Source organism: Arthrobacter sp. H-02-3 (assembly GCF_003097355.1).
Taxonomy (GTDB): domain Bacteria; phylum Actinomycetota; class Actinomycetes; order Actinomycetales; family Micrococcaceae; genus Arthrobacter; species Arthrobacter humicola.
This window is the reverse complement of sequence record NZ_PYUI01000006.1, coordinates 199,441-219,312: the sequence shown is the minus strand read 5'-3', so window position 1 is coordinate 219,312 and position 19,872 is coordinate 199,441. Positions and strand designations below refer to the sequence as shown.

Annotated in this window: 15 protein-coding genes and 1 pseudogene; 12 read left to right on the top strand and 4 right to left on the bottom strand. The window is 66.8% G+C overall.

What is annotated here, in order from left to right:
• Both C9424_RS08640 and C9424_RS08635 read right to left on the bottom strand, forming a co-directional pair.
• Positions 1-164 (bottom strand): annotated as a pseudogene (locus C9424_RS08640) (creatininase); the annotation flags it as partial.
• A 50-nt stretch (positions 165-214) separates the two neighbouring features.
• The gene (locus C9424_RS08635) at positions 215-1,759 is read right to left on the bottom strand and encodes a purine-cytosine permease family protein (protein ID WP_116766464.1); all 1,545 of its coding nucleotides are present in this window, start codon (positions 1,757-1,759) and stop codon (positions 215-217) included.
• Between the two features lie 153 nt (positions 1,760-1,912).
• Between C9424_RS08635 and C9424_RS08630 the strand changes: the two genes are divergently transcribed.
• Positions 1,913-3,418: a PucR family transcriptional regulator gene (locus tag C9424_RS08630; protein WP_116766463.1), complete on the top strand. Its 1,506-nt coding sequence runs from the start codon at positions 1,913-1,915 to the stop codon at positions 3,416-3,418.
• Here C9424_RS08630 and C9424_RS08625 read toward each other — a convergent pair.
• Entirely contained in the window at positions 3,415-4,086 is a 672-nt protein-coding gene (locus C9424_RS08625; RefSeq protein ID WP_116766462.1) for a GntR family transcriptional regulator, read from the bottom strand. The two genes, C9424_RS08630 and C9424_RS08625, sit on opposite strands and share 4 nt — an antisense overlap.
• 142 nt (positions 4,087-4,228) lie before the next feature.
• On the opposite strand from C9424_RS08625, the gene glyA reads away from it, so the two are divergent.
• Genes glyA through purU form a run of 7 tightly spaced genes read left to right on the top strand, consistent with a single transcriptional unit; the run spans position 4,229 to position 13,015 of the window.
• On the top strand, positions 4,229-5,569 hold the full coding sequence (gene glyA / locus C9424_RS08620; RefSeq protein ID WP_116766461.1) for a serine hydroxymethyltransferase: 1,341 nt from the start codon (positions 4,229-4,231) through the stop codon (positions 5,567-5,569).
• A complete protein-coding gene (locus tag C9424_RS08615; protein WP_116766460.1) occupies positions 5,566-6,786 on the top strand; it encodes a sarcosine oxidase subunit beta family protein in 1,221 nt (406 codons plus the stop codon). The genes glyA and C9424_RS08615 overlap by 4 nt, the downstream gene beginning before the upstream one ends.
• 14 nt (positions 6,787-6,800) lie before the next feature.
• Entirely contained in the window at positions 6,801-7,157 is a 357-nt protein-coding gene (locus tag C9424_RS08610) for a sarcosine oxidase subunit delta (RefSeq protein ID WP_116766459.1), read from the top strand.
• Complete coding sequence (locus tag C9424_RS08605) at positions 7,154-10,096, top strand: sarcosine oxidase subunit alpha family protein (RefSeq protein WP_116766458.1); 2,943 nt, start codon at positions 7,154-7,156, stop codon at positions 10,094-10,096. Before C9424_RS08610 ends, C9424_RS08605 begins: the two co-directional genes overlap by 4 nt.
• A complete protein-coding gene (locus C9424_RS08600; protein ID WP_116766457.1) occupies positions 10,089-10,724 on the top strand; it encodes a sarcosine oxidase subunit gamma in 636 nt (211 codons plus the stop codon). Before C9424_RS08605 ends, C9424_RS08600 begins: the two co-directional genes overlap by 8 nt.
• Positions 10,724-12,139 (top strand): L-serine ammonia-lyase, encoded by a 1,416-nt coding sequence (locus C9424_RS08595; RefSeq protein ID WP_116766456.1) that lies wholly within the window; start codon positions 10,724-10,726, stop codon positions 12,137-12,139. The genes C9424_RS08600 and C9424_RS08595 overlap by 1 nt, the downstream gene beginning before the upstream one ends.
• Before the next feature lie 3 nt (positions 12,140-12,142).
• Positions 12,143-13,015, top strand: a complete 873-nt coding sequence (gene purU / locus C9424_RS08590; protein ID WP_116766455.1) for a formyltetrahydrofolate deformylase — start codon at positions 12,143-12,145, stop codon at positions 13,013-13,015.
• A 97-nt stretch (positions 13,016-13,112) separates the two neighbouring features.
• On the opposite strand, the gene C9424_RS08585 is transcribed toward purU, so the two are convergent.
• Positions 13,113-14,027: a DUF4862 family protein gene (locus tag C9424_RS08585; RefSeq protein ID WP_116766454.1), complete on the bottom strand. Its 915-nt coding sequence runs from the start codon at positions 14,025-14,027 to the stop codon at positions 13,113-13,115.
• 209 nt (positions 14,028-14,236) lie between these two features.
• Between C9424_RS08585 and C9424_RS08580 the strand changes: the two genes are divergently transcribed.
• From C9424_RS08580 to C9424_RS08565, 4 genes are all read left to right on the top strand, one after another.
• Positions 14,237-15,880 carry an ABC transporter substrate-binding protein gene (locus C9424_RS08580; RefSeq protein ID WP_237563363.1) on the top strand — a complete coding sequence of 548 codons (1,644 nt, stop codon included), beginning with the start codon at positions 14,237-14,239 and terminating at the stop codon, positions 15,878-15,880.
• 111 nt (positions 15,881-15,991) lie between these two features.
• Entirely contained in the window at positions 15,992-16,948 is a 957-nt protein-coding gene (locus C9424_RS08575) for an ABC transporter permease (protein ID WP_116766452.1), read from the top strand.
• Positions 16,949-16,951: 3 nt separating this feature from the next.
• Positions 16,952-19,066, top strand: a complete 2,115-nt coding sequence (locus C9424_RS08570; RefSeq protein WP_116766451.1) for a dipeptide/oligopeptide/nickel ABC transporter permease/ATP-binding protein — start codon at positions 16,952-16,954, stop codon at positions 19,064-19,066.
• Entirely contained in the window at positions 19,063-19,869 is an 807-nt protein-coding gene (locus tag C9424_RS08565) for an ATP-binding cassette domain-containing protein (protein ID WP_116766450.1), read from the top strand. Before C9424_RS08570 ends, C9424_RS08565 begins: the two co-directional genes overlap by 4 nt.
• The last annotated feature ends 3 nt before the right edge of the window (positions 19,870-19,872 follow it).

Here is a 19,872-nt window from a genome sequence, read left to right as displayed (position 1 = left end):
ACGGCGTCCAGGTCCTTCTCTGCCATGATCCGGCGCAATCCGCCGAGCCGGCGCTCAAATTCAGCGTTGGAGAAGGTCAGCTTTTCCTTCTGCCCGTTGTGCAGAACTTTCAGACGCTCCAGCTCGGAAATGTTTGATGCAGGGGCGGTGGTGGAGATTGTCACTGGTTATTCCTTTACGTGTGGATGGACTTTAGGGTTGGCGTTTCCGGTTTTCAGGCGACCCGGGCCGGCTCCTGGACGGGGTGCTTGTCTTCGCAAGCGTCGCCGTGCTCGGCCAGCACTGCTTCTTCCTTCAGGTCGAGTCGGATGCCCAGGGGCACACCGGCCCGGATGCGCTTGCGGAAGCGCGGGTAGCCGAGGGCGAAATAGAGGACGGATGAGGTGACAGTTCCGGCGAGCCAGGAGAAGTCGACGCCGCCCATGGCCGTCGCGATGGGACCCTGCAGGGCCGGGACTCCGCCGTACATGAACATCCAGGTCATCAGGATGCCGGCGAAGAACGCGATGAATGCCGACGGGTTCACTGCCTTCAGCGCGGTCGTCTTCGAATCCGTGAACAGGTAGGAGAAGTCCTTGTGGTGGCGCTCGAAGATGAAGTAGTGGACCGCCATGATGCCACCCCAAGTGGCCACCCAGGCCACAATGGCGCCGAGCCAGGAGTCAAGGATCATTGCGAAGTCCTCCGCGAACATGAAGCCGATGACCGCGAACATGGACAGCACCCCCACAATGATCGACAGCTTGCGCCGGGAAATCTTGACGTCCAGCGCCTGGAAGGCGACGCCGAAGGTGTACAGGTTGATGATGTTGGTGGCAATTGGTCCGTGGATGACCAAGAGGATGACCGGGATGGCCAGGCTGCCGAAGTTGGAGACAATCAGCTCACCGGGATCGGCCTGTCCGTTCTTGGTGGCGAGGCTGGCGCCGAGGATGCCGAGCCAGACGACGGGCAGGAACTGGCCAAGCACGCTGACCATGAACAACTTGGCAGGCTTGACCTTGCGACTGACGAAACGGGAGTAGTCCGGCGCGTAGGTAAACCACCCGATTCCCCAGCCGATGCCAATGACGGTCATGATCGAGGACATTGCCGCGATACGCGGCAGCCCCTCCAGTACGGCTCCGGCCGGTCCGGCGTAGCTCCAGTTGATGTCGAGCTGCGTCCAGGCCACGATCGACATGCCGACCAGGACCAGGATGGTGGGCGGCATGGTGATCCGCTCGAACTTGGAGATGGCACGGTATCCGCGGTAGCAGATGGCCACCTGGACGGTCATGATGACTGCGGCGACGATGATGCGCACCATGATGTTGCGTTCGTGGGGGTCGACCCAGCCGATCATGCCGAAGAGTGCAAGGATCAGGTCCAGGATGACCCAGGTGTTGACTGCTGACCAGCCGATGGCGATGGTGGCCTGGATTGCGGCCGGCAGGTAGGCCCCGCGGCGGCCAAACGCGCCGCGGGCGAGCAGCATGCCGGTGGCCCCGGTCCGCTGGCCGAGGATAACAAAGAACCCGAAGCCGGCCATGCCGATGAGATTGCCGACGATCAGCACCAGAAGAGTGTCGCCCAGGCCAAGGCCGAGCTGGATGCCAAGGGCTCCGAGGATCCAGTTGATTGGAGCGACGTTGGCCCCGGCCCAGATCCAGAACTGTCCGGAAAGTTTGGTCGTCCGTGCGGATTCCGGGATGGGCTGCAAGACGTCTTCAACCTCGACGGTCGCCGCCTCGTGCGAGCCTTGTTGAGCTTGGTTCATGCTGTGTCTCAATTCACTACGTTGAAATGCAGAACGGGAGTTCATCCAGCCTATGGGTGACCCATGCCACAACATAGAGACATTATGCTTACACTGACCGCGTAACAGACGACTAAATGTCACCCCAAGACATCGCGTAGTAAAAGGGCCCAAATGATTACGCTTGCAGAAGTACTCGCTTCCGCGCCCATGCTTGCCGCCGATCCGCTGCTCCGCAGCAACGTGCCCGGGACGCTGGAGAGGGCTGTCCGGTGGGTGCATTCCAGCGAGGTGCTCGAGATTGCCCCGCTCCTGCGCGGAGGGGAACTGCTGCTCTCCGGCGGGGAGACGCTGCTGGCGCTGGGCCCTAAGGAGCAGGAGGACTACATCCGCAGCCTTTCAGCACGGCACGTTGCGGCCCTGGCGTTGCAGACCGCCGGTCAGCCCGCCGCTTTGCCGGAGCAGCTGATAGCCGCGGCGGACCGGAGCGGCCTGCCTCTGATCGAACTGCGCTCGGTGGCACCCTTTGTGGACATCGCCGAGGCCGTCAACCGGCTGGTGGTCAATGAGCAGGCGGCCGCCCACCTGGTGGTCGACGACGCCTCCCGGCAGATCGCGCGCCAGATCACCGACCGGGGTCCCCACCTTCCGACCATTCTCGAACTGCTGGCCACCGCACTGGAAGCGGAGGTTTCCCTCGTGGCCCCCGACGGAGTCCTCCTTGGCCACGCAGGCAATGCCGTCGACGACGCGGGCTCCCGGGCCATGGCCGGGATCGTGGTGGGCGGACAGCTTGCGGCACAGTTAACGCTCCGCTCCCGGTCGGATGATCCGCTGCTCCTGGAGCTCGCGGCCGACCGCCTGTCCGGCATTCTGGCGCTGGCCCTCGCACAGGCATTCCGCCCCACCCCGGCCCAGGTGGCCGACGCGCGGCTGCTGGAATCCGTGATCGAGGGCGGCGACGCCGCGACCATCCGGCATCTGTGGCTGCAGGCAGGGCTCCAGCCCGGTCAGGCAGCGGTCATGGCTGTCTTCCGCACAGAGAGCAGGGACGCCAATTTCTCCGCCGTGGAACGTGCACTGCACATGCGTGGAGTGCACGTGAAGTCCCACTTGTGGGACGGCGAACGCGCGGTGCTGCTCGCCCTGCCGCGGACAGGCGCAAGAGCGGCGCGTGAAGCGCTGATCCGGGCCGCGCGGGACGCCGCGGCCGGCTCGGACACCTGCGGCGCCTTCGGACCAAACGTGAGCGAGGACTTCCGCGCGCACGACTCCTACGTCGAGGCGCAGGAAGCCATGCGGCTTGGGATGCCTGCGGCGGGCGAGGTTGCTGATGCCATGGACCTCCTGGGCCGCCGCATCCTGGCCGCGGTCCCGGACCCGGCATTCATGGACTCTTATGTGGAGTCGGCGCTGGGGGAAGTGCTGGAGTGGGACCGAAAGCATGGCACTGCCTTAATGGCCACCCTGCTGTGCTGGCTCGATTCCGGGTGCAATACGACGGCGTCGGCCGCTTCCTTGAACATTGAACGCCAGACGATGCACAAGCGGCTGAGCAAAATCCAGGCGCTCTTGGGCGGCGACGACCTGCGCACTTCCGGCAGGTTGCTTGGCATCCACATAGCTGCGGCGGCGGCCGCAGCGGGGCCGGTACCGCGCCGGCCGGGACGGACTCCCTAGAGCACCTTGCGGATGGTCTCTTCGAAACTCGTGACGTGGTGCAGGGCGAGCTCGGCCGCCTTGTCCGCCTCCCCGGCAGCCACCGCCTTGAGCAGCTCCACGTGCTCGGTGATGTGGCCGCTGACGGAGGGCACCTTGTCCAGGACCAGGCACCAGATGCGGGTCGCCAGGTTGTCGTAGCGGATCAGCGTGTCTTCGAGATGGGGATTGCCGGCGGCGCGGTAAATCAGCCGGTGCACGGTGAGGTCGTAGCGCATGAGGTCCCGGGACTCCCCCGGACTCGGGTCCAGCTCCGCGATGACATCGGCGACATGCAGCAGTTCCCGGCGCATGGCAACACTGGCCCGGGCGGCCGCACGGCGTGCCGCCAGCGGTTCCAGCAATTCCCGGATCTCCGAGACGTCGGCCAGCTCTGTGAAATCCACACTGGTGGCAAATGTTCCCCGGCGCGGATAGGAAACCACCAGGTGGTCCACCTCCAGCCGCTTGATCGCCTCGCGCACCGGCGTGCGGCCGAACCCGAGCTCGATCGCGAGCTGACCGTCATTGATGGGCTCACCCGGCCGGATCTCGAGCATGATCAGCTTGTCGCGCAGCTGCCGGTAGGCGGCCTCCGCCTGGGATATGGCCTCGTCCTCTGCGGGCGGCAGGGCAGGAAGTGCATTCACGGCGCGGCTCCGTTCCTGGATTCTAAGCGGAAGCCCGGTTCCATTTGGCTTCAGCTATTGACTCTGTTGTGATCCCGATCATACCATTGACCCCACACTGATATATCAGTCACAGCAACAATGGTATTTCAAAGGAGCATCCGTGGTTGAGCAATTGAACGAGCGACTTTCCGCAGTCGATCCCGAGGTCGAACAGGCGGTGGCAAGGGAGCTGGAACGCCAGCAGTCCACCCTGGAGATGATTGCATCCGAGAACTTCGCCCCCGCCTCGGTCATGGAGGCACAGGGCTCGGTCCTGACCAACAAGTACGCCGAGGGCTACCCGGGCAAGCGCTACTACGGCGGCTGCGAACACGTCGATGTGATCGAACAGCTCGCCATCGACCGGGTGAAGGCCCTGTTCGGCGCGGAGGCGGCGAACGTGCAGCCCCATTCCGGCGCGCAGGCCAATGCGGCCGCCATGTTCGCCCTCCTGGAACCGGGTGACACCATCATGGGGCTCGCCCTGGCCCACGGCGGCCACCTCACCCACGGCATGCGCATCAACTTCTCCGGCAAGCTCTACAACGTGGTCCCGTATCACGTGAGCGAGCACAACCACCTGGTCGACATGGCCGAGGTCGAGGCCCTGGCACTCGAGCACCGGCCCAAGCTGATCGTTGCCGGGTGGTCCGCCTACTCACGGCAACTGGATTTCGCGGAGTTCCGGCGCATCGCCGACCTCGTGGGCGCCTACCTGATGGTCGACATGGCACACTTCGCCGGCCTCGTGGCAGCGGGGCTGCACCCGAACCCCGTCCCCTACGCCGACGTCGTCACCACCACCACGCACAAGACCCTCGGCGGCCCGCGCGGCGGGGTCATCCTGAGCAAGGAGGAGTATGCGCGCAAGATCAACAGCGCCGTGTTCCCCGGCCAGCAGGGCGGCCCGCTGGAACACGTGATCGCGGCCAAGGCCGTGGCCTTCAAGATCGCGGCGTCCGCCGGGTTCAAGGAACGCCAGAACCGCACGCTCGAAGGGGCCAGGATTCTCGCCTCCCGGCTCCTGAAGGACGACGTCGCGGCCGCCGGGATCTCGGTGGTCAACGGCGGCACCGATGTGCACCTGGTCCTGGTGGACCTGCGGCACTCGGAACTGGACGGACAGCAGGCCGAGGACCGGCTGCACCGGATCGGCATCACCGTCAACCGCAACGCCGTCCCGTTCGACCCCCGCCCGCCGATGGTCTCCTCCGGGCTGCGGATCGGCACACCCGCCCTGGCCACCCGCGGCTTCGGTGCCGAGGAGTTCACCGAAGTGGCGGACATCATCGCCTCCGCCCTGACCGCACGGGCCCCGGACAACGAACTCAGCGACGAAACCGTCGCCGAACTGCGCGGGCGCGTCAGCGCCCTGGCCGCAAAATTCCCCCTCTACCCGCACCTTGGCACCAGCGCAGCGGCGACCGGGCTTGAAGCAGAACTGATTGGAGCAGCACAATGACCACCGAACACCTTCCGGAGCACCCGGACTTCCTCTGGCGCAATCCGGAACCCAAGTCCTCCTACGACGCCGTGATTGTGGGCGGCGGCGGCCACGGTCTGGCCACGGCGTACTACCTGGCCAAGAACCACGGGATGACCAACATCGCCATCCTGGAAAAGGGCTGGCTCGCCGGCGGCAACATGGCCCGGAACACCACCATCATCCGCTCCAACTACCTCTGGGACGAGAGCGCGGCGATCTACGAGCACGCCCTGAAGCTGTGGGAGATCCTGCCGGAAGAACTCGAGTACGACTTCCTGTTCAGCCAGCGCGGGGTCATGAACCTGGCCCACACCCTGGGCGACGTCCGCGAAAGCATCCGCCGGGTCGGGGCCAACAAGCTCAACGGCGTCGACGCCGAGTGGCTGGACCCGCAGCAGGTCAAGGAACTCTGCCCCATCCTGAACATCAACGACAACATCCGCTACCCGGTCATGGGTGCCACATACCAGCCGCGCGCCGGGATCGCGAAGCACGACCACGTCGCGTGGGCGTTCGCCCGCAAATGCGACGAACTCGGCGTCGACATCATCCAGAACTGCGAGGTCACGGGCTTCCTCAAGGACGGCAACCGGGTGGTGGGCGTCAAGACCAACCGCGGCACCATCCACACCGAAAAGGTCGGTCTCTGCGCCGCAGGGCACAGCTCAGTGCTGGCGGAAATGGCCGGATTCCGGCTCCCTATCCAATCCCATCCGCTCCAGGCGCTCGTCTCCGAACTCCATGAGCCCGTCCACCCGACGGTGGTCATGTCGAACCACGTGCACGTCTACGTCTCCCAGGCACACAAGGGCGAGCTCGTCATGGGTGCCGGCGTGGACTCCTACAACGGCTACGGCCAGCGCGGCTCATTCCACGTGATCGAACACCAGATGGCCGCCGCCGTCGAACTCTTCCCGATCTTCGCCCGGGCCCACGTGCTCCGGACCTGGGGCGGGATCGTCGACACCACCATGGACGCCTCCCCGATCGTGGGCACCACCCCGGTGGAAAACATGTTCGTCAACTGCGGCTGGGGAACCGGCGGGTTCAAGGGCACACCGGCCGCCGGGCTGACCTTCGCGCACACCATCGCCACCGGAACACCGCACCAACTCAACAAGCCCTTTGCCCTCGAGCGCTTCGAAACCGGCGCCCTGATCGATGAACACGGCGCCGCCGCCGTGGCTCACTAGAAAGAGGTACGGACATGCTCCTGATTTCCTGCCCCAACTGCGGCCCCCGGGATGAGACCGAATTCCACTACGGCGGCCAGGCCCACGTGCCCTACCCCGAAAACCCGGCAGAGCTCACCGACCGCGAATGGGCCGAGTACCTGTTCTACCGCGACAACACGAAGGGCGCTTTCGCCGAGCGCTGGCAGCACAGCACCGGCTGCCGTCAGTGGTTCAACACGCTCCGCGACACCGTCACCTACGACATCCAGGCCGTGTACCCGATGGGCCAGCCACGTCCCGACAGGGAAAACGCAGCCAAGGAAACCGCAGCCGCCGGAACCACAGCCCCCACCGTCATCCCCGCTTCCCCGGAAGGAACACTCAAATGACCGCTCAGCCGCAGCCCGCGCGTCTTGGCACCGGCGGACGCATCGACCGCAGCGTCACCTGGCGCTTCACCCTGGACGGCCGCGCGTACACCGGCCACCCCGGCGACACCCTCGCCTCCGCCCTGCTGGCCAACGGCCGGCACCGGGCTGGTGACTCCCTCTACGAGGGGCGGCCCCGCGGCATCATGTCCGCCGGCGTCGAGGAATCCAACGCCCTGGTCAAGATCGCCGCCCGGTTCCCGGGCCACGTGGCCGAATCCATGCTCCCCGCCACCACGGTGTCCCTCGTGGACGGACTCAGCGCCGAACTGCTTAGCGGCCTCGGCAAGCTCGACCCGGCCGAGGACCACGCCGAATACGACAAGAAGTACGTCCACACCGACGTCCTCGTGGTCGGCGGCGGCCCGGCGGGCCTCGCCGCGGCACGCGAAGCCGTCCGCTCCGGCGCCCGGGTCATCCTGATCGACGACCAGCCCGAACTCGGCGGATCGCTGCTGTCCGGATCCACCGATCCGGCCCTCACGGACACCATCGAAGGCCAGCCCGCGCTGGAATGGGTGGCCAATGTTGAAGCCGAACTGATCTCCGCGGCCGAGTGCACTGTGCTGAACCGCACCACGGCGTTCGGCTCTTACGACTCCAACTACGTCATCGCGGCCCAGAACCGGACGGACCACCTCCTGACCCCGGCCGCGCCCGGCGTGTCCCGCCAGCGGATTTGGCACATCCGTGCCAAGCAGGTCGTCCTGGCTCCCGGCGCCCACGAACGGCCCCTGGTCTTTGAGAACAACGACCGCCCCGGCATCATGCTCGCCTCCGCGGTCCGCACCTACCTCAACCGCTACGCCGTCGCCGCCGGGTCCCGGGTGGTCATCAGCACCACCAACGACAGCGCCTACGCCCTGGCCGCGGACCTGAGCGCCGCCGGCATCAAGGTTGAGGCCGTCGTCGACGCCCGTCCGCAGCTGAGCGAAACCGCCGCGGCAGCCGCCGCGGCCGGAACACGGGTGCTGATCGGCAGCGCCGTCGCCAACACCACCGGGCAGGAGCGCCTCCTCGGCGTCACCGTTCGGAGCATCAACGACGCCGGGGAGCTCACCTCGGGCGTCGAACAGCTTGCATGCGATCTGCTGGCCGTCTCCGGCGGCTGGTCACCGGTGGTGCACCTGCACTCCCAGCGCCAGGGCAAACTCCGCTGGGACGAGGACCTCGCGGCGTTCGTCCCCAACAGCGTGGTTCCCAACCAGCAGGTGGCCGGCTCCGGCCGCGGCAGCTTCGAGCTCGAGGACTGCGTGGCCGAGGGCATCTCCGCCGGGGCCGCGGCCGGCATCGCCGCCGGCTTTAGCTCCGCCGTCGAGCCCGTCGCCCCTGCGGCGCCGCGCGCGTCCGCCCCGACCCGCCAGCTCTGGCTGGTTCCCGGGCAGAAGGGCGGCCCGGAGGACTGGCACCACCACTTCGTCGACTTCCAGCGCGACCAGTCGGTAGCCGACGTCCTGCGCTCCACCGGGGCCGGCATGCGCTCGGTGGAACACGTGAAGCGCTACACCTCGATCAGCACCGCCAACGACCAAGGCAAGACCTCCGGCGTGAACGCGATCGGCGTCATCGCCGCTGCGCTGAAGCACGGCGGCGGGGAAACGGCGGGCATTGGGGAAATCGGCACCACCGCGTACCGGGCCCCGTTCACCCCCGTGGCGTTCGCAGCCTTGGCCGGCCGCCAGCGCGGCGAACTCTTCGACCCCGCCCGCCTGACCTCCATCCACCCCTGGCATGTCGCCCAGGGAGCGCTCTTCGAAGACGTCGGGCAGTGGAAGCGGCCGTGGTACTACCCGCAGGATGGCGAGGGCATGGACACCGCGGTCCTGCGCGAATGCGCGGCCGTCCGGGCGTCCGTGGGTTTCATGGACGCCACCACGCTGGGCAAGATCGAGATCCGCGGCAAGGACGCGGGCGAGTTCCTGAACCGCATCTACACCAACGCGTTCAAGAAGCTCGCCCCGGGCTCGGCCCGCTACGGCGTCATGTGCACCCCGGACGGGATGATCTTCGACGACGGCGTCACTTTGCGCCTGGACGAGGACCGCTTCTTCATGACCACCACCACCGGCGGCGCCGCCAAGGTGCTGGACTGGCTGGAGGAATGGCTGCAGACCGAATGGCCGGAACTGGACGTTCACTGCACCTCCGTCACCGAGCAGTGGTCCACCATCGCCGTCGTCGGACCGAAATCCCGCGCCGTCATCGCGAAGCTGGCACCGGAACTGGCGGCCGACGGCGGCCTGGACGCAGAGGCCTTCCCGTTCATGACCTTCAAGGAAACCACCCTCGCCTCCGGCGTCCGGGCCCGGATCTGCCGGATCTCGTTCTCCGGTGAACTGGCCTACGAAATCAACGTCCCGTCCTGGTACGGGCTGAGCACCTGGGAAGCCGTGGCAGCGGCCGGCGCGGAGTTCAACATCACCCCGTACGGCACCGAAACCATGCACGTGCTGCGTGCCGAGAAGGGCTACCCGATCGTCGGCCAGGACACCGACGGGACCGTGACCCCGCAGGACGCCGGCATGGAATGGGTGGTCTCCAAGGTCAAGGACTTCATCGGCAAGCGCTCCTACACCCGCACGGACGCCGCCCGCACCGATCGGAAACACCTGGTCAGCGTCCTTCCCGTGGACGGCACCATCCGCCTCCCCGAAGGCACCCAGCTCGTGGAACAGGGCATCACCGTCAACCCTGCCTACGGCCCCGTCCCGATGGAGGGGTTCGTGACCTCGAGCTACCACAGCGCCGCGCTGGGCCGGTCGTTTGCCCTGGCCCTGATCAAGAACGGCCGCAACCGCATCGGCGAAACCCTGGTGGCTGCCGCCGGAGACGAACTCGTGGACGTTGTCGTCGCAGAAACCGTACTTTTTGACTCTGAAGGGACCCGCAAAGATGGCTGACACAGCAGCACTCGAAAATTCCAAGAAGATCCAGACCCTCCGGAAGAGTCCGGCAGCGCTCCTGGCCGCAGCTTTTGAAGCGGGATCGGTTACAGGTGTCGTGGAGCTGCGCGAGGTGCCGTTCCTGACCATGGCGGGGCTCCGGATCAATCCGGCCGGCGACGCCGGGCAGCGGCTGGGCGCCCTCACCGGCGGCCTGCCGGCCGCTTCCGGGGAGGTCCGCAGCAGCGGCGACACCGCGGTACTGTGGCTGGGTCCGGCAGAATTCCTGCTCGTGGCGCCCGCCGAATCCCACGAAAGCCTGGGCGGCGAGCTCCCCCGGACGCTCACCGAATCACTGGGCGACGGCGAAGGCCAGGTGGTGGACCTCTCCGCCAACCGCACCACGCTCGAGCTCTCCGGTCCGCGGGCCCGGGCCGTGCTGGAAAAGGGCTGCGCCCTGGACCTGCACCCACGCGTCCTGAAGGCCGGGACGGCCCTATCCACGGAAATCGGCGGCATCCCCGCCATTCTGTGGAAGACCGGGGAGGAGACCTACCGGATCTTCCCGCGGGCATCCTTTGCGGAGTTCCTGGGCCGCTGGCTCCTGGACGCCATGCGCGAATTTGCGACTCCTGAGGTCCCCTGATGGCGCTCAGCGTCCTGGACCTGTTTTCTGTTGGCATCGGGCCGTCCTCCTCCCACACGGTCGGCCCGATGCGGGCAGCCAAGCGTTTTGCCGACGGACTGAAAAGCGACGGGCACCTGACCTCGACGACGCGGGTGCAGGCCGAACTGTTCGGTTCGCTCGGTGCCACAGGCCGGGGGCACGGTTCGGACAAGGCCGTGGTCCTGGGCCTGCAGGGCCAGGACCCGGAGACCGTGGACACCGGCACTGCCGATGACCAGGTGGCGGCCGCGGCCCTGGATGCGGAGCTGCGGATCGGCGGGGACCACCGGGTGGACTTCAACTGGGACGAGGACGTGGTCCTGCACCGCCGCATGTCGCTGCCGGCCCACCCCAACGGCATGACCTTCCGGGCGCTGGACCACTCCGGGGCGGTGCTGAAGGAGCGCAGCTACTACTCAATCGGCGGCGGTTTCGTAGTTGACGGCACAGCCCAGGGCGCCGACCAGGTGGTGGCCGACGACACCGTGCTGCCCTACCCCTTCAGCACGGCCGACGAGCTGCTGGAGATCTGCCGGCGCGAGCACATGTCCATCTCCGACGTCATGCTCGCCAACGAACTCGTCTGGCGCAGTGAGGCCGAGCTCCGGGAGAAGCTCCTGGCGCTGTGGGCGGTCATGCGCCAATGCGTGGACAACGGCTGCGCTGCCGAGGGAATCCTGCCCGGCGGGCTGAACGTCAAACGGCGTGCCCCGTCCCTGTTCCGGACGCTGGCGGCTACCGCCGTCAGCGCCGAGACAGACGCCCGGACCCCGTCCCTGGCCCAGGTGCCCGCCGACCCGCTGCTCGCCATGGAATGGGTGAACCTGTTCGCCCTGGCGGTCAACGAAGAGAACGCCGCGGGCGGCAGGATCGTCACGGCCCCCACCAACGGCGCCGCCGGAATCGTGCCCGCCGTGCTGCACTATTACGTCAAGTTCGTCCCCGGAGCCGACGACGACGGCGTCATCCGCTTCCTCCTGGCGGCGGCCGCCGTCGGGATCCTGTTCAAGATCAATGCCTCGATCTCCGGGGCCGAGGTCGGCTGCCAGGGTGAAGTGGGATCGGCGTGTTCCATGGCGGCGGCGGGATTGTGCGAGGTGCTGGGCGGCACCCCGGAACAGGTGGAAAACGCCGCCGAAGTCGGGATCGAACACAATCTCGGCCTGACCTGCGATCCCGTCGGCGGGCTGGTGCAGATCCCCTGCATCGAACGCAATGCCATCGCCAGTGTCAAAGCCATCAACGCCGCCCGCCTGTGCCTCCACGGCGACGGCAGCCACAAAGTCTCGCTGGACAAGGCGATCAAGACCATGCGTGAAACAGGAGCGGACATGAAGACCAAGTACAAGGAGACCTCCCGCGGAGGCCTCGCCGTGAACGTCGTGGAGTGCTGAACCGTGGAGACATCAAATAGCAGCGCGCCTGAATACGTTCTGACACTCGATTGCCCGGAAACGCGCGGCATCGTCCACGCCGTGTCGGGATTCCTGCTGGAACAGGGCTGCGACATCCTGGAAAGCAAGCAATTCGATTCGCAGCCGGACGACCACTTCTTCATGCGGATCCACTTTGCCTCGGCCGGGGATCCGGCCACCCTGGAGTCGCTGAGCGACGCTTTCGTGCCGGTAGCCGAAAAATTCGGCATGCACTGGGAGCTGCGCCGGCAGGGCACCAAGCGGCGGGTCCTGATCATGGTCTCAAAATTCGAGCACTGCCTCAACGATCTGCTGTTCCGGGCCCGCATCGGCGAGCTGCCCATCGACATCGTCGGCGTCGCCTCGAACCATCCGGACCACCGGGGCATCGTGGAATGGCACGGGATCCCTTTTTCCCACATTCCCGTCACGGCGGAGACCAAGGCGGTGGCCGAGGACGAACTCTTGAAACTGGTGGACGGCCTCGACGTCGAGCTCGTGGTGCTGGCTCGTTACATGCAGGTCCTCAGCGACAACCTCACGCGCCGGCTGGATGGTCGTGCCATCAACATCCATCACTCCTTCCTTCCCAGCTTCAAGGGCGCGAAGCCCTACCACCAGGCGCACGCCCGGGGTGTGAAGACAGTCGGCGCCACCGCCCACTACGTCAACGCGGAGCTGGACGAAGGACCGATCATCGCCCAGCAGGTCGTGGAAGTGGATCACACCTACGGGCCCGACGAACTCGTGGCTGCCGGCCGCGATACCGAGTGCAAGGCCCTCTCCAATGCCGTCCGCTGGCACTGCGAGGGACGCGTCTTCCTCCAGGGCAACCGAACAGTGGTGCTGCGTTAAATTCCGCGCCGCGCCGGCCTCCGGTTCGCGGCCGCCCGGTGGCTCCTGGCCTGCCCCCTCGCCTGTGGGGGGCAGGCCAGGAGCGTGCGGGGGCAGGTCAGGAGCGGCCGGCCGCGACGGTGTCCGTCATCAGCGCGCACATCTGGCGCAGCAGCGACGCGCGGTCCTCGGCCGACACGGCGTCCTGCGGGAGCCCGACCTTGAAGCCCGTGATCGGCAGTTCGCCGGCGGCGCGCAGGCACCGGGCGATTTCCCGGGCGTTGAGCAACGAACTTACCGGTGCTCCCTCGACCTCGACGGCAGGGAGGTGGGCATCAATCCATGGATAGCCGAATTCCGTCGCTTCGCCGGAGCAGCCGGAGAACATGAGGCCGCTGAGAACCCCCGCGTCGCGGGCATAGGCGATGTGCTCCGAGGCCGTGCGGCTCTGCCGGGTCTCGATCACGGACCGCGCCCAGTTTACGAGCATGCCAATCCCGTACCCCCGGACTTTGAGCGAACGGACGACGTCGACCTCCGCCTGGATGGAGAGGAACCCCTTTTCGGGATCCCGCCCCTGCCGGGGAGCGTCGCAGTGTTCCACCACGAGGGCCGTGCCGGACCAGTCCCAGTCCAGAATCTCCGCCAGGGACTCCGCGAAGGCCGGCGCCGCGCCCCGCCACGGCGGCGCGGAGTGCAGCGCCACCGCCTCCACTTGATGTCCTTGATCCCGCAGACCGGTGACGTACTCCCTGACGCCCGCCGTGAAGTCGATGGCCGCCCGCCGCCCGTCCGGGTCCACCGATGCGAGGCCGAAGTGCCGGTCCAGGCCCACCCTTTGCATGGTTCCCGGAATCGCCGTGACCACGGCCGACCACCCGGCGGGAGCTCCGGTCGGCCAGGGATCGCCGCCGGTTGCCCGGTAGGGAACCTCAAGGCCGCGGATAGCCGGGATCTGCGCTATCGCTTCGAAAAACTGCCTCTGTGTGAAGCCCTCCGGCTGGGCGGGATAGGCGCCGACGATCAGTGACATGATTCTCTCCTTTGGTTGGAACGCGGACCGGGTCTGGCTCCGGAGCTCGCCGCAAGGCGACGTGACGGGCCGGCCGGAGGCCCTCTCACGGGCCTTCCGCAGTCGCGTCCGTCACCGCTTGACGGGCCGGTGTGATGGCCCTTACAGTTTTTCCTACAAGCATCGGACGTCCTACATCCGATAAATATACTCGAATGGTGAGGCAAATCATGAGCAAGACAACAAAGAACTTGCCGCTGGTCAATGACGCCAGCCGCCGGAGCTTCCTCAAGCTGTCGGGCGCGCTGGGCGTGGCCGCGGCTTTCGCCACTTCCCTGTCTGCGTGCGGCGGGGCCGCCAGCACGACGGCGGGAGCGGCAGCCAACACCGCTCCGATCAACAAGGACCTCATCATCGAGGCAGGCATCTCCTACGCCCTGTCCACCGGCTTTGACCCGCTGTCCAGCTCCGGGGCAACTCCATTGGCGGCCAACCTGCACGTCTACGAGGGCCTGGTGGAACTCCACCCCGCCACCCGCGAGCCGTACAACGCCCTCGCCGCCGCCGACCCCAAAATGGTCAACCCCACCACCTACCAGGCGACCCTGCGCGACGCCGCCAAGTTCCACAACGGCACCCCGGTCACCGCCGAGGACGTCGTCTTCTCCTTCACCCGCGTCATGGACCCGGCCAACAAGTCGCTGTTCTCGCAGTTCATCCCGTTCATCAAGGACGTCAAGGCCATTGACGCGAAGACTGTCGAGTTCTCACTGAAGTACGCTTTCCCTGCCTTCCCCTCGCGCATTTCGGTCGTCAAGATCGTCCCCAAGGCACTCGCCAACTTCCCGCTGGGCTCCGACCAGCTCAAGGCGTTCGATGCCAAGCCCGTCGGCTCCGGCCCGTACAAACTGATCTCTGCCGTCAAGGACGACAAGATTTTGTTCGAGGCGAACCCCGACTACAACGGTCCGATGCCCGCCCTCGCCAAGGGCATGACCTGGCTGCTGCTCTCCGACGCCGCCGCCCGTGTCACGGCGATGCAGTCCGGCCGTGTACAGGCGATCGAGGACGTCCCGTACCTGGACATCGAGGGGCTGAAGTCCAAGGCCACGGTGGAATCCGTCCAGTCTTTCGGCATGCTGTTCCTGATGTTCAACTGCGCCAAGGCCCCGTTCGACAACAAGCTGGTCCGCCAGGCCCTGCACTTCGGCCTGGACAAGGACTCCATCATCAAGAAGGCCCTCTTCGGCAACGCCAAAGCCTCCAGCTCCTACTTCCAGGAAGGGCACCCCGACTACGTCAAGGCCAAGAACGTCTACGGCTACGACCCCCAGAAGGCCGCGGACCTGCTGAAGCAGGCCGGCGTCACCAACCTGGAATTCGAGCTCCTGACCACCGATACGGCATGGGTGAAGGATGTGGCCCCGCTGATGCTCGAATCCTGGAACAAGATCCCCGGCGTCAAGGTCACGCTGAAGAACCTCCAGTCCGGCGCGTTGTACACGGACCGGGTGGGCAAGGCCGACTTCTCCGTCGTCGCCGCCCCGGGCGATCCCTCCGTCTTCGGAAACGACGCCGATCTGCTGCTGAGCTGGTTCTACGCCGGCGACACCTGGATGAAGGGCCGGGCCTACTGGGCCGCCACGCCGGAACGCGCGACGCTCGTTGACCTCATGGCGAAGGCCGGTCAGTCAGCCCCGGCAGATGCGAAGAAATTGACCGGCGATATTGTGGATCTGGTGTCCGAAGAGCTCCCGCTCTACCCGGTCTTCCACCGACAGCTTCCCAGCGCCTGGGATGCCAAGAAGCTCAGCGGCTTCAAGCCGCTGCCCACCACGGGTGTCGGCTTCGTCGGCGTCGGCCGCACCGCCTGATTCCTCCCCCACCGCCGGTCCGGACGGGTCCCCCACCCGTCCGGACCGGCATGTCTTGCCACCCGTGCCGGCTGAGGCCGGGACAACCTTCCACGAATTCCGGAGACAACATTGGTCACAATATTGCGCCTGCTGGGCCGCAGGCTTGCGGCGCTGCCCCTGATGATCCTGGGCATTACCCTGCTGGTGTTCCTTGTCCTGCAGGCCGCCCCCGGTGACCAGGCGAGCAGCGCCCTCGGCGACGGAGCCAGCGAGGAAGCCAAGGAACAGTACCGCGAGAGCAACGGGCTCAATGATCCCCTGGTCCTGCAGTATTTCCGGTTCCTGGGCAAGCTGCTCCAGTTCGACCTCGGCGTCACCACGCCGCCGGCGAAATCAGTGGCGGCCATGATCGCGGCGGCCTTCCCGCTGACCCTTCAGCTGACCTTCCTCGGCGTGCTGATCGCCGTCGTGGTGTCCCTGCCGCTCGGGATCGCCGGCGCACTGTACCGGGACAAGTGGCCGGACCAGATGGTCCGGGTCTTCTCGATCGCCGCCGTCGCAACGCCGTCGTTCTGGCTCGGCATCCTGCTGATCCAGTGGTTCGCGCTCGGCACCGACCCCGCCTTTCCCTCCGGCGGCATCGCGGCGCCGGAATCGGGCTTCGGCGGGTGGCTGAACTCAATGACGCTCCCGGCCCTGGCCCTCGGCATTCCGGTCGCGGCCTCGCTGATCCGCGTGGTCCGCACCTCGATGGTCGAGGAACTGGACCGCGACTACGTCCGCACCGCCGTCGGCAACGGCGTCCCTTACTGGGAGGTCGTTTCGCGGAACGTGCTCCGCAATGCCCTGGTCACCCCGGTGACCGTGCTGGGGCTGCGGGTCGGCTATCTCCTGGGCGGCGCCGTCGTCATCGAAATGATTTTTGCCCTGCCCGGCATGGGCCAACTGATCCTCAACGGCATCACCAACCTCGACGTCAACCTGGTGCAGGGCGTGGTCCTGACCATCTCCGTCACCTTCGTGCTGGTGAACATCGCCGTCGACCTTCTGTACCTGCTCATCAACCCTCGAATCAGGACGGTCTGACCCATGCGCAGCAAACTCGCTGAACGCCTCAGCGCCCCGGGAGTCCGCTTCAAGGCCCTCCCGTGGAGCTCCCGGCTCGCCCTCGTCTTCCTGGTGGTCATCACTCTTGCCGCCGTCTTCGCGCCTGTCATCGCCCCGCACGATCCGCTGGAATCCTTCATTCCGGCGACCCCGCCCGGCGGGGAAAACCTGTTCGGCACCGACCGGCTGGGCCGCGACATCTTCTCGCGTCTGCTCTACGGTGCCCAGTCCTCCCTGATGATCGGCCTGGGCGCGGTCTCGCTGGCCGTCCTCGCCGGCGCCCTGCTCGGCTCCCTCGCCGCGACCTCCAGCAAGGGCGTCAACGAGGGCATCATGCGCCTCATGGACATCCTCATGGCCTTCCCCGGCATCGCCCTGGCCGCCGTGCTGCTGGCCGTCTTCGGCAACACCGTGCCCACCATCATCGTGGCCATCGCCGTGATCTACACGCCCCAGCTCGCCCGGGTGGTGCGCGCCAACGTGCTCTCCCAGTACGGCGAAGACTATGTCCGGGCCGCCCGGGTGATCGGCGCCGGCCGCTCGTACATCCTGCTCAAGCACATCGTCCGCAACACCGCGGCCCCGGTCCTGGTGTTCGCCACGGTGATGGTCGCGGACGCGATCATCCTGGAGGCCTCGCTGTCCTTCCTTGGCGCCGGCGTCCAGGACCCCGCCCCGTCGTGGGGCAACGTGATCTCCTACGGCCGCAACCTCGTCCTCTCCGGCGGCTGGTGGGCCACCACCTTCGCCGGCCTGACCATCCTGCTCACGGTCCTCGCCCTGAACATCCTGGCCGAGGGGCTCACCGATGCCATGGTCAACCCGAAGCTCCGCAAGGCTCCCGTCGTGAAGGACGACGACGGCTTCTCCTCCCCTGTCGCCGCCGTCGACGCCGAGATCGGCACGTCCGTGGCCCAAGGCTCCGTGGCGGAGCAACATGAGCTCGACGGCGTCCGCGACGCCGCCGGCGACGCCGTCCCGGAGGCCGGTTTTCCGCAGGGAAAGAACGTGGACCACGCCCTGTTGGGCGGCCTCCTGGACCGAGGACTGGATGGCGTGCTGGACAGGGAACTGAAGCTGCTCACCGCCGTCGAGGCCGCCCGCACGGACCGCCTCCCCCAGGTCCCGGACTCGGCCCGCACCGTCCTGGAAGTCAAGAACCTGTCCATCCGCTTCCCGGGCCGCTTCGGCGACACCGCAATCGTGGACAACGTCTCCTTTAGCGTCCGCGAGGGCGAAACCATGGGACTGGTCGGCGAATCCGGCTGCGGCAAGTCCATCACCTCGCTGGCCATCATGGGCCTGCTGCCCAAGACGGCCAGGATCTCCGGCTCCATCACCTTCGACGGCAAGGAGCTGCTGGATCCAGCCACCGGCAACAGCAGCGACAAAGCCTACGAGGGCCTGCGCGGCCAGCAGATCGCCATGGTCTACCAGGACGCGCTGAGCTCGCTCAACCCCTCGATGAAGATCAAGGACCAGCTGCAGCAGCTCACCCGCCGCGGCGGCCGCAAGACCCCCGCCGAACTCCTGGAACTGGTCAAGCTCGATCCCGTCCGCACGCTCGCCAGCTACCCGCACGAGCTCTCCGGCGGCCAGCGCCAGCGCGTCCTGATCGCCATGGCCCTGTCCCGCTCGCCGCGGATCGTCGTCGCGGACGAGCCCACCACCGCGCTGGACGTGACCGTGCAGCAGCAGGTCGTGGAACTGCTCAACGAGCTGCGCGAGCAGCTGGGCTTCGCCATGGTGTTCGTCAGCCACGACCTCGCGCTGGTGGCCTCGCTCGCGCACCGCATCACCGTGATGTATGCAGGGCAGGTGGTGGAATCCGCGCAGGCATCCGCGCTGCTGCAAAACCGCCAGCACGAATACACCCGCGGACTTCTCGGCGCTGTCCTCTCCATCGAGGCCGACGCCGAGCGGCTGCACCAGATCCCCGGTACCGTGCCCTCGCCCCGGGACTTCGCCGCCGGCGACCGGTTCGCCGCCCGCTCACTGCGGCCCGACGCCGACCCGGACCAGCGGCTCGTCCTGACGCCAGTTCACGAAGACAGCGACCACTACTGGGCCAGCCACCTCAAGGAGGACGCCAAGTGAGCACATCAACCGGCAAGCCCGTGATTGAACTCAAGAACGTCAAGGTCCACCACCGGGCCCGTACCGGCGGCCTGTTCCGCCCCAACATCGTCAAGGCCGTCAACGGGGTGGACTTCACCATCAGCCGCGGCGAGACCGTGGGGATCGTGGGTGAATCCGGTTGCGGCAAGTCCACCCTGGCGTCCGTACTGGTGGGGCTGCAGGCGCCCACCTCGGGTGAGGTGCTGTTCCACGGCAAGCCCGCCATCAAGCGCAACGCCGCCCTGCGCAGGGAATTCGGCCGCGCCGTGTCGGTGGTCTTCCAGGACCCGTCGACGGCACTGAACCCCCGGATGACCATCCAGGACATCCTCACCGACCCCCTCCAGATCCACGGGATCGGCACCGCGGCCACCCGGGCCGCAAAGGTCAAGGACCTCCTGGCCCTCGTCGGACTGCCGTATTCCGCCGCCGAGGTCACGCCCTCGCAGGTCTCCGGCGGCCAGCGCCAGCGCGTGGCCATCGCCCGGGCCCTGGCCCTGGATCCGGACATCATCGTGGCGGACGAGCCGACCTCGGCGCTGGACGTCTCCGTGCGGGCACAGGTGCTGAACCTGCTCTCGGATCTGAAGACCCAACTGAACCTCGGCATGGTCTTCATCTCCCACGACATCCAGACCGTCCGCTATGTCTCGGACCGGATCTGCGTCATGTACTTCGGCGAAATCGTGGAAGAGGGCCCCGCCGGACAGGTCTTCGACAACCCGAGCAACGACTACACCAAGAAACTGCTCGGCGCCGCGCCCAGCCTGCTGCACCCCTGATTC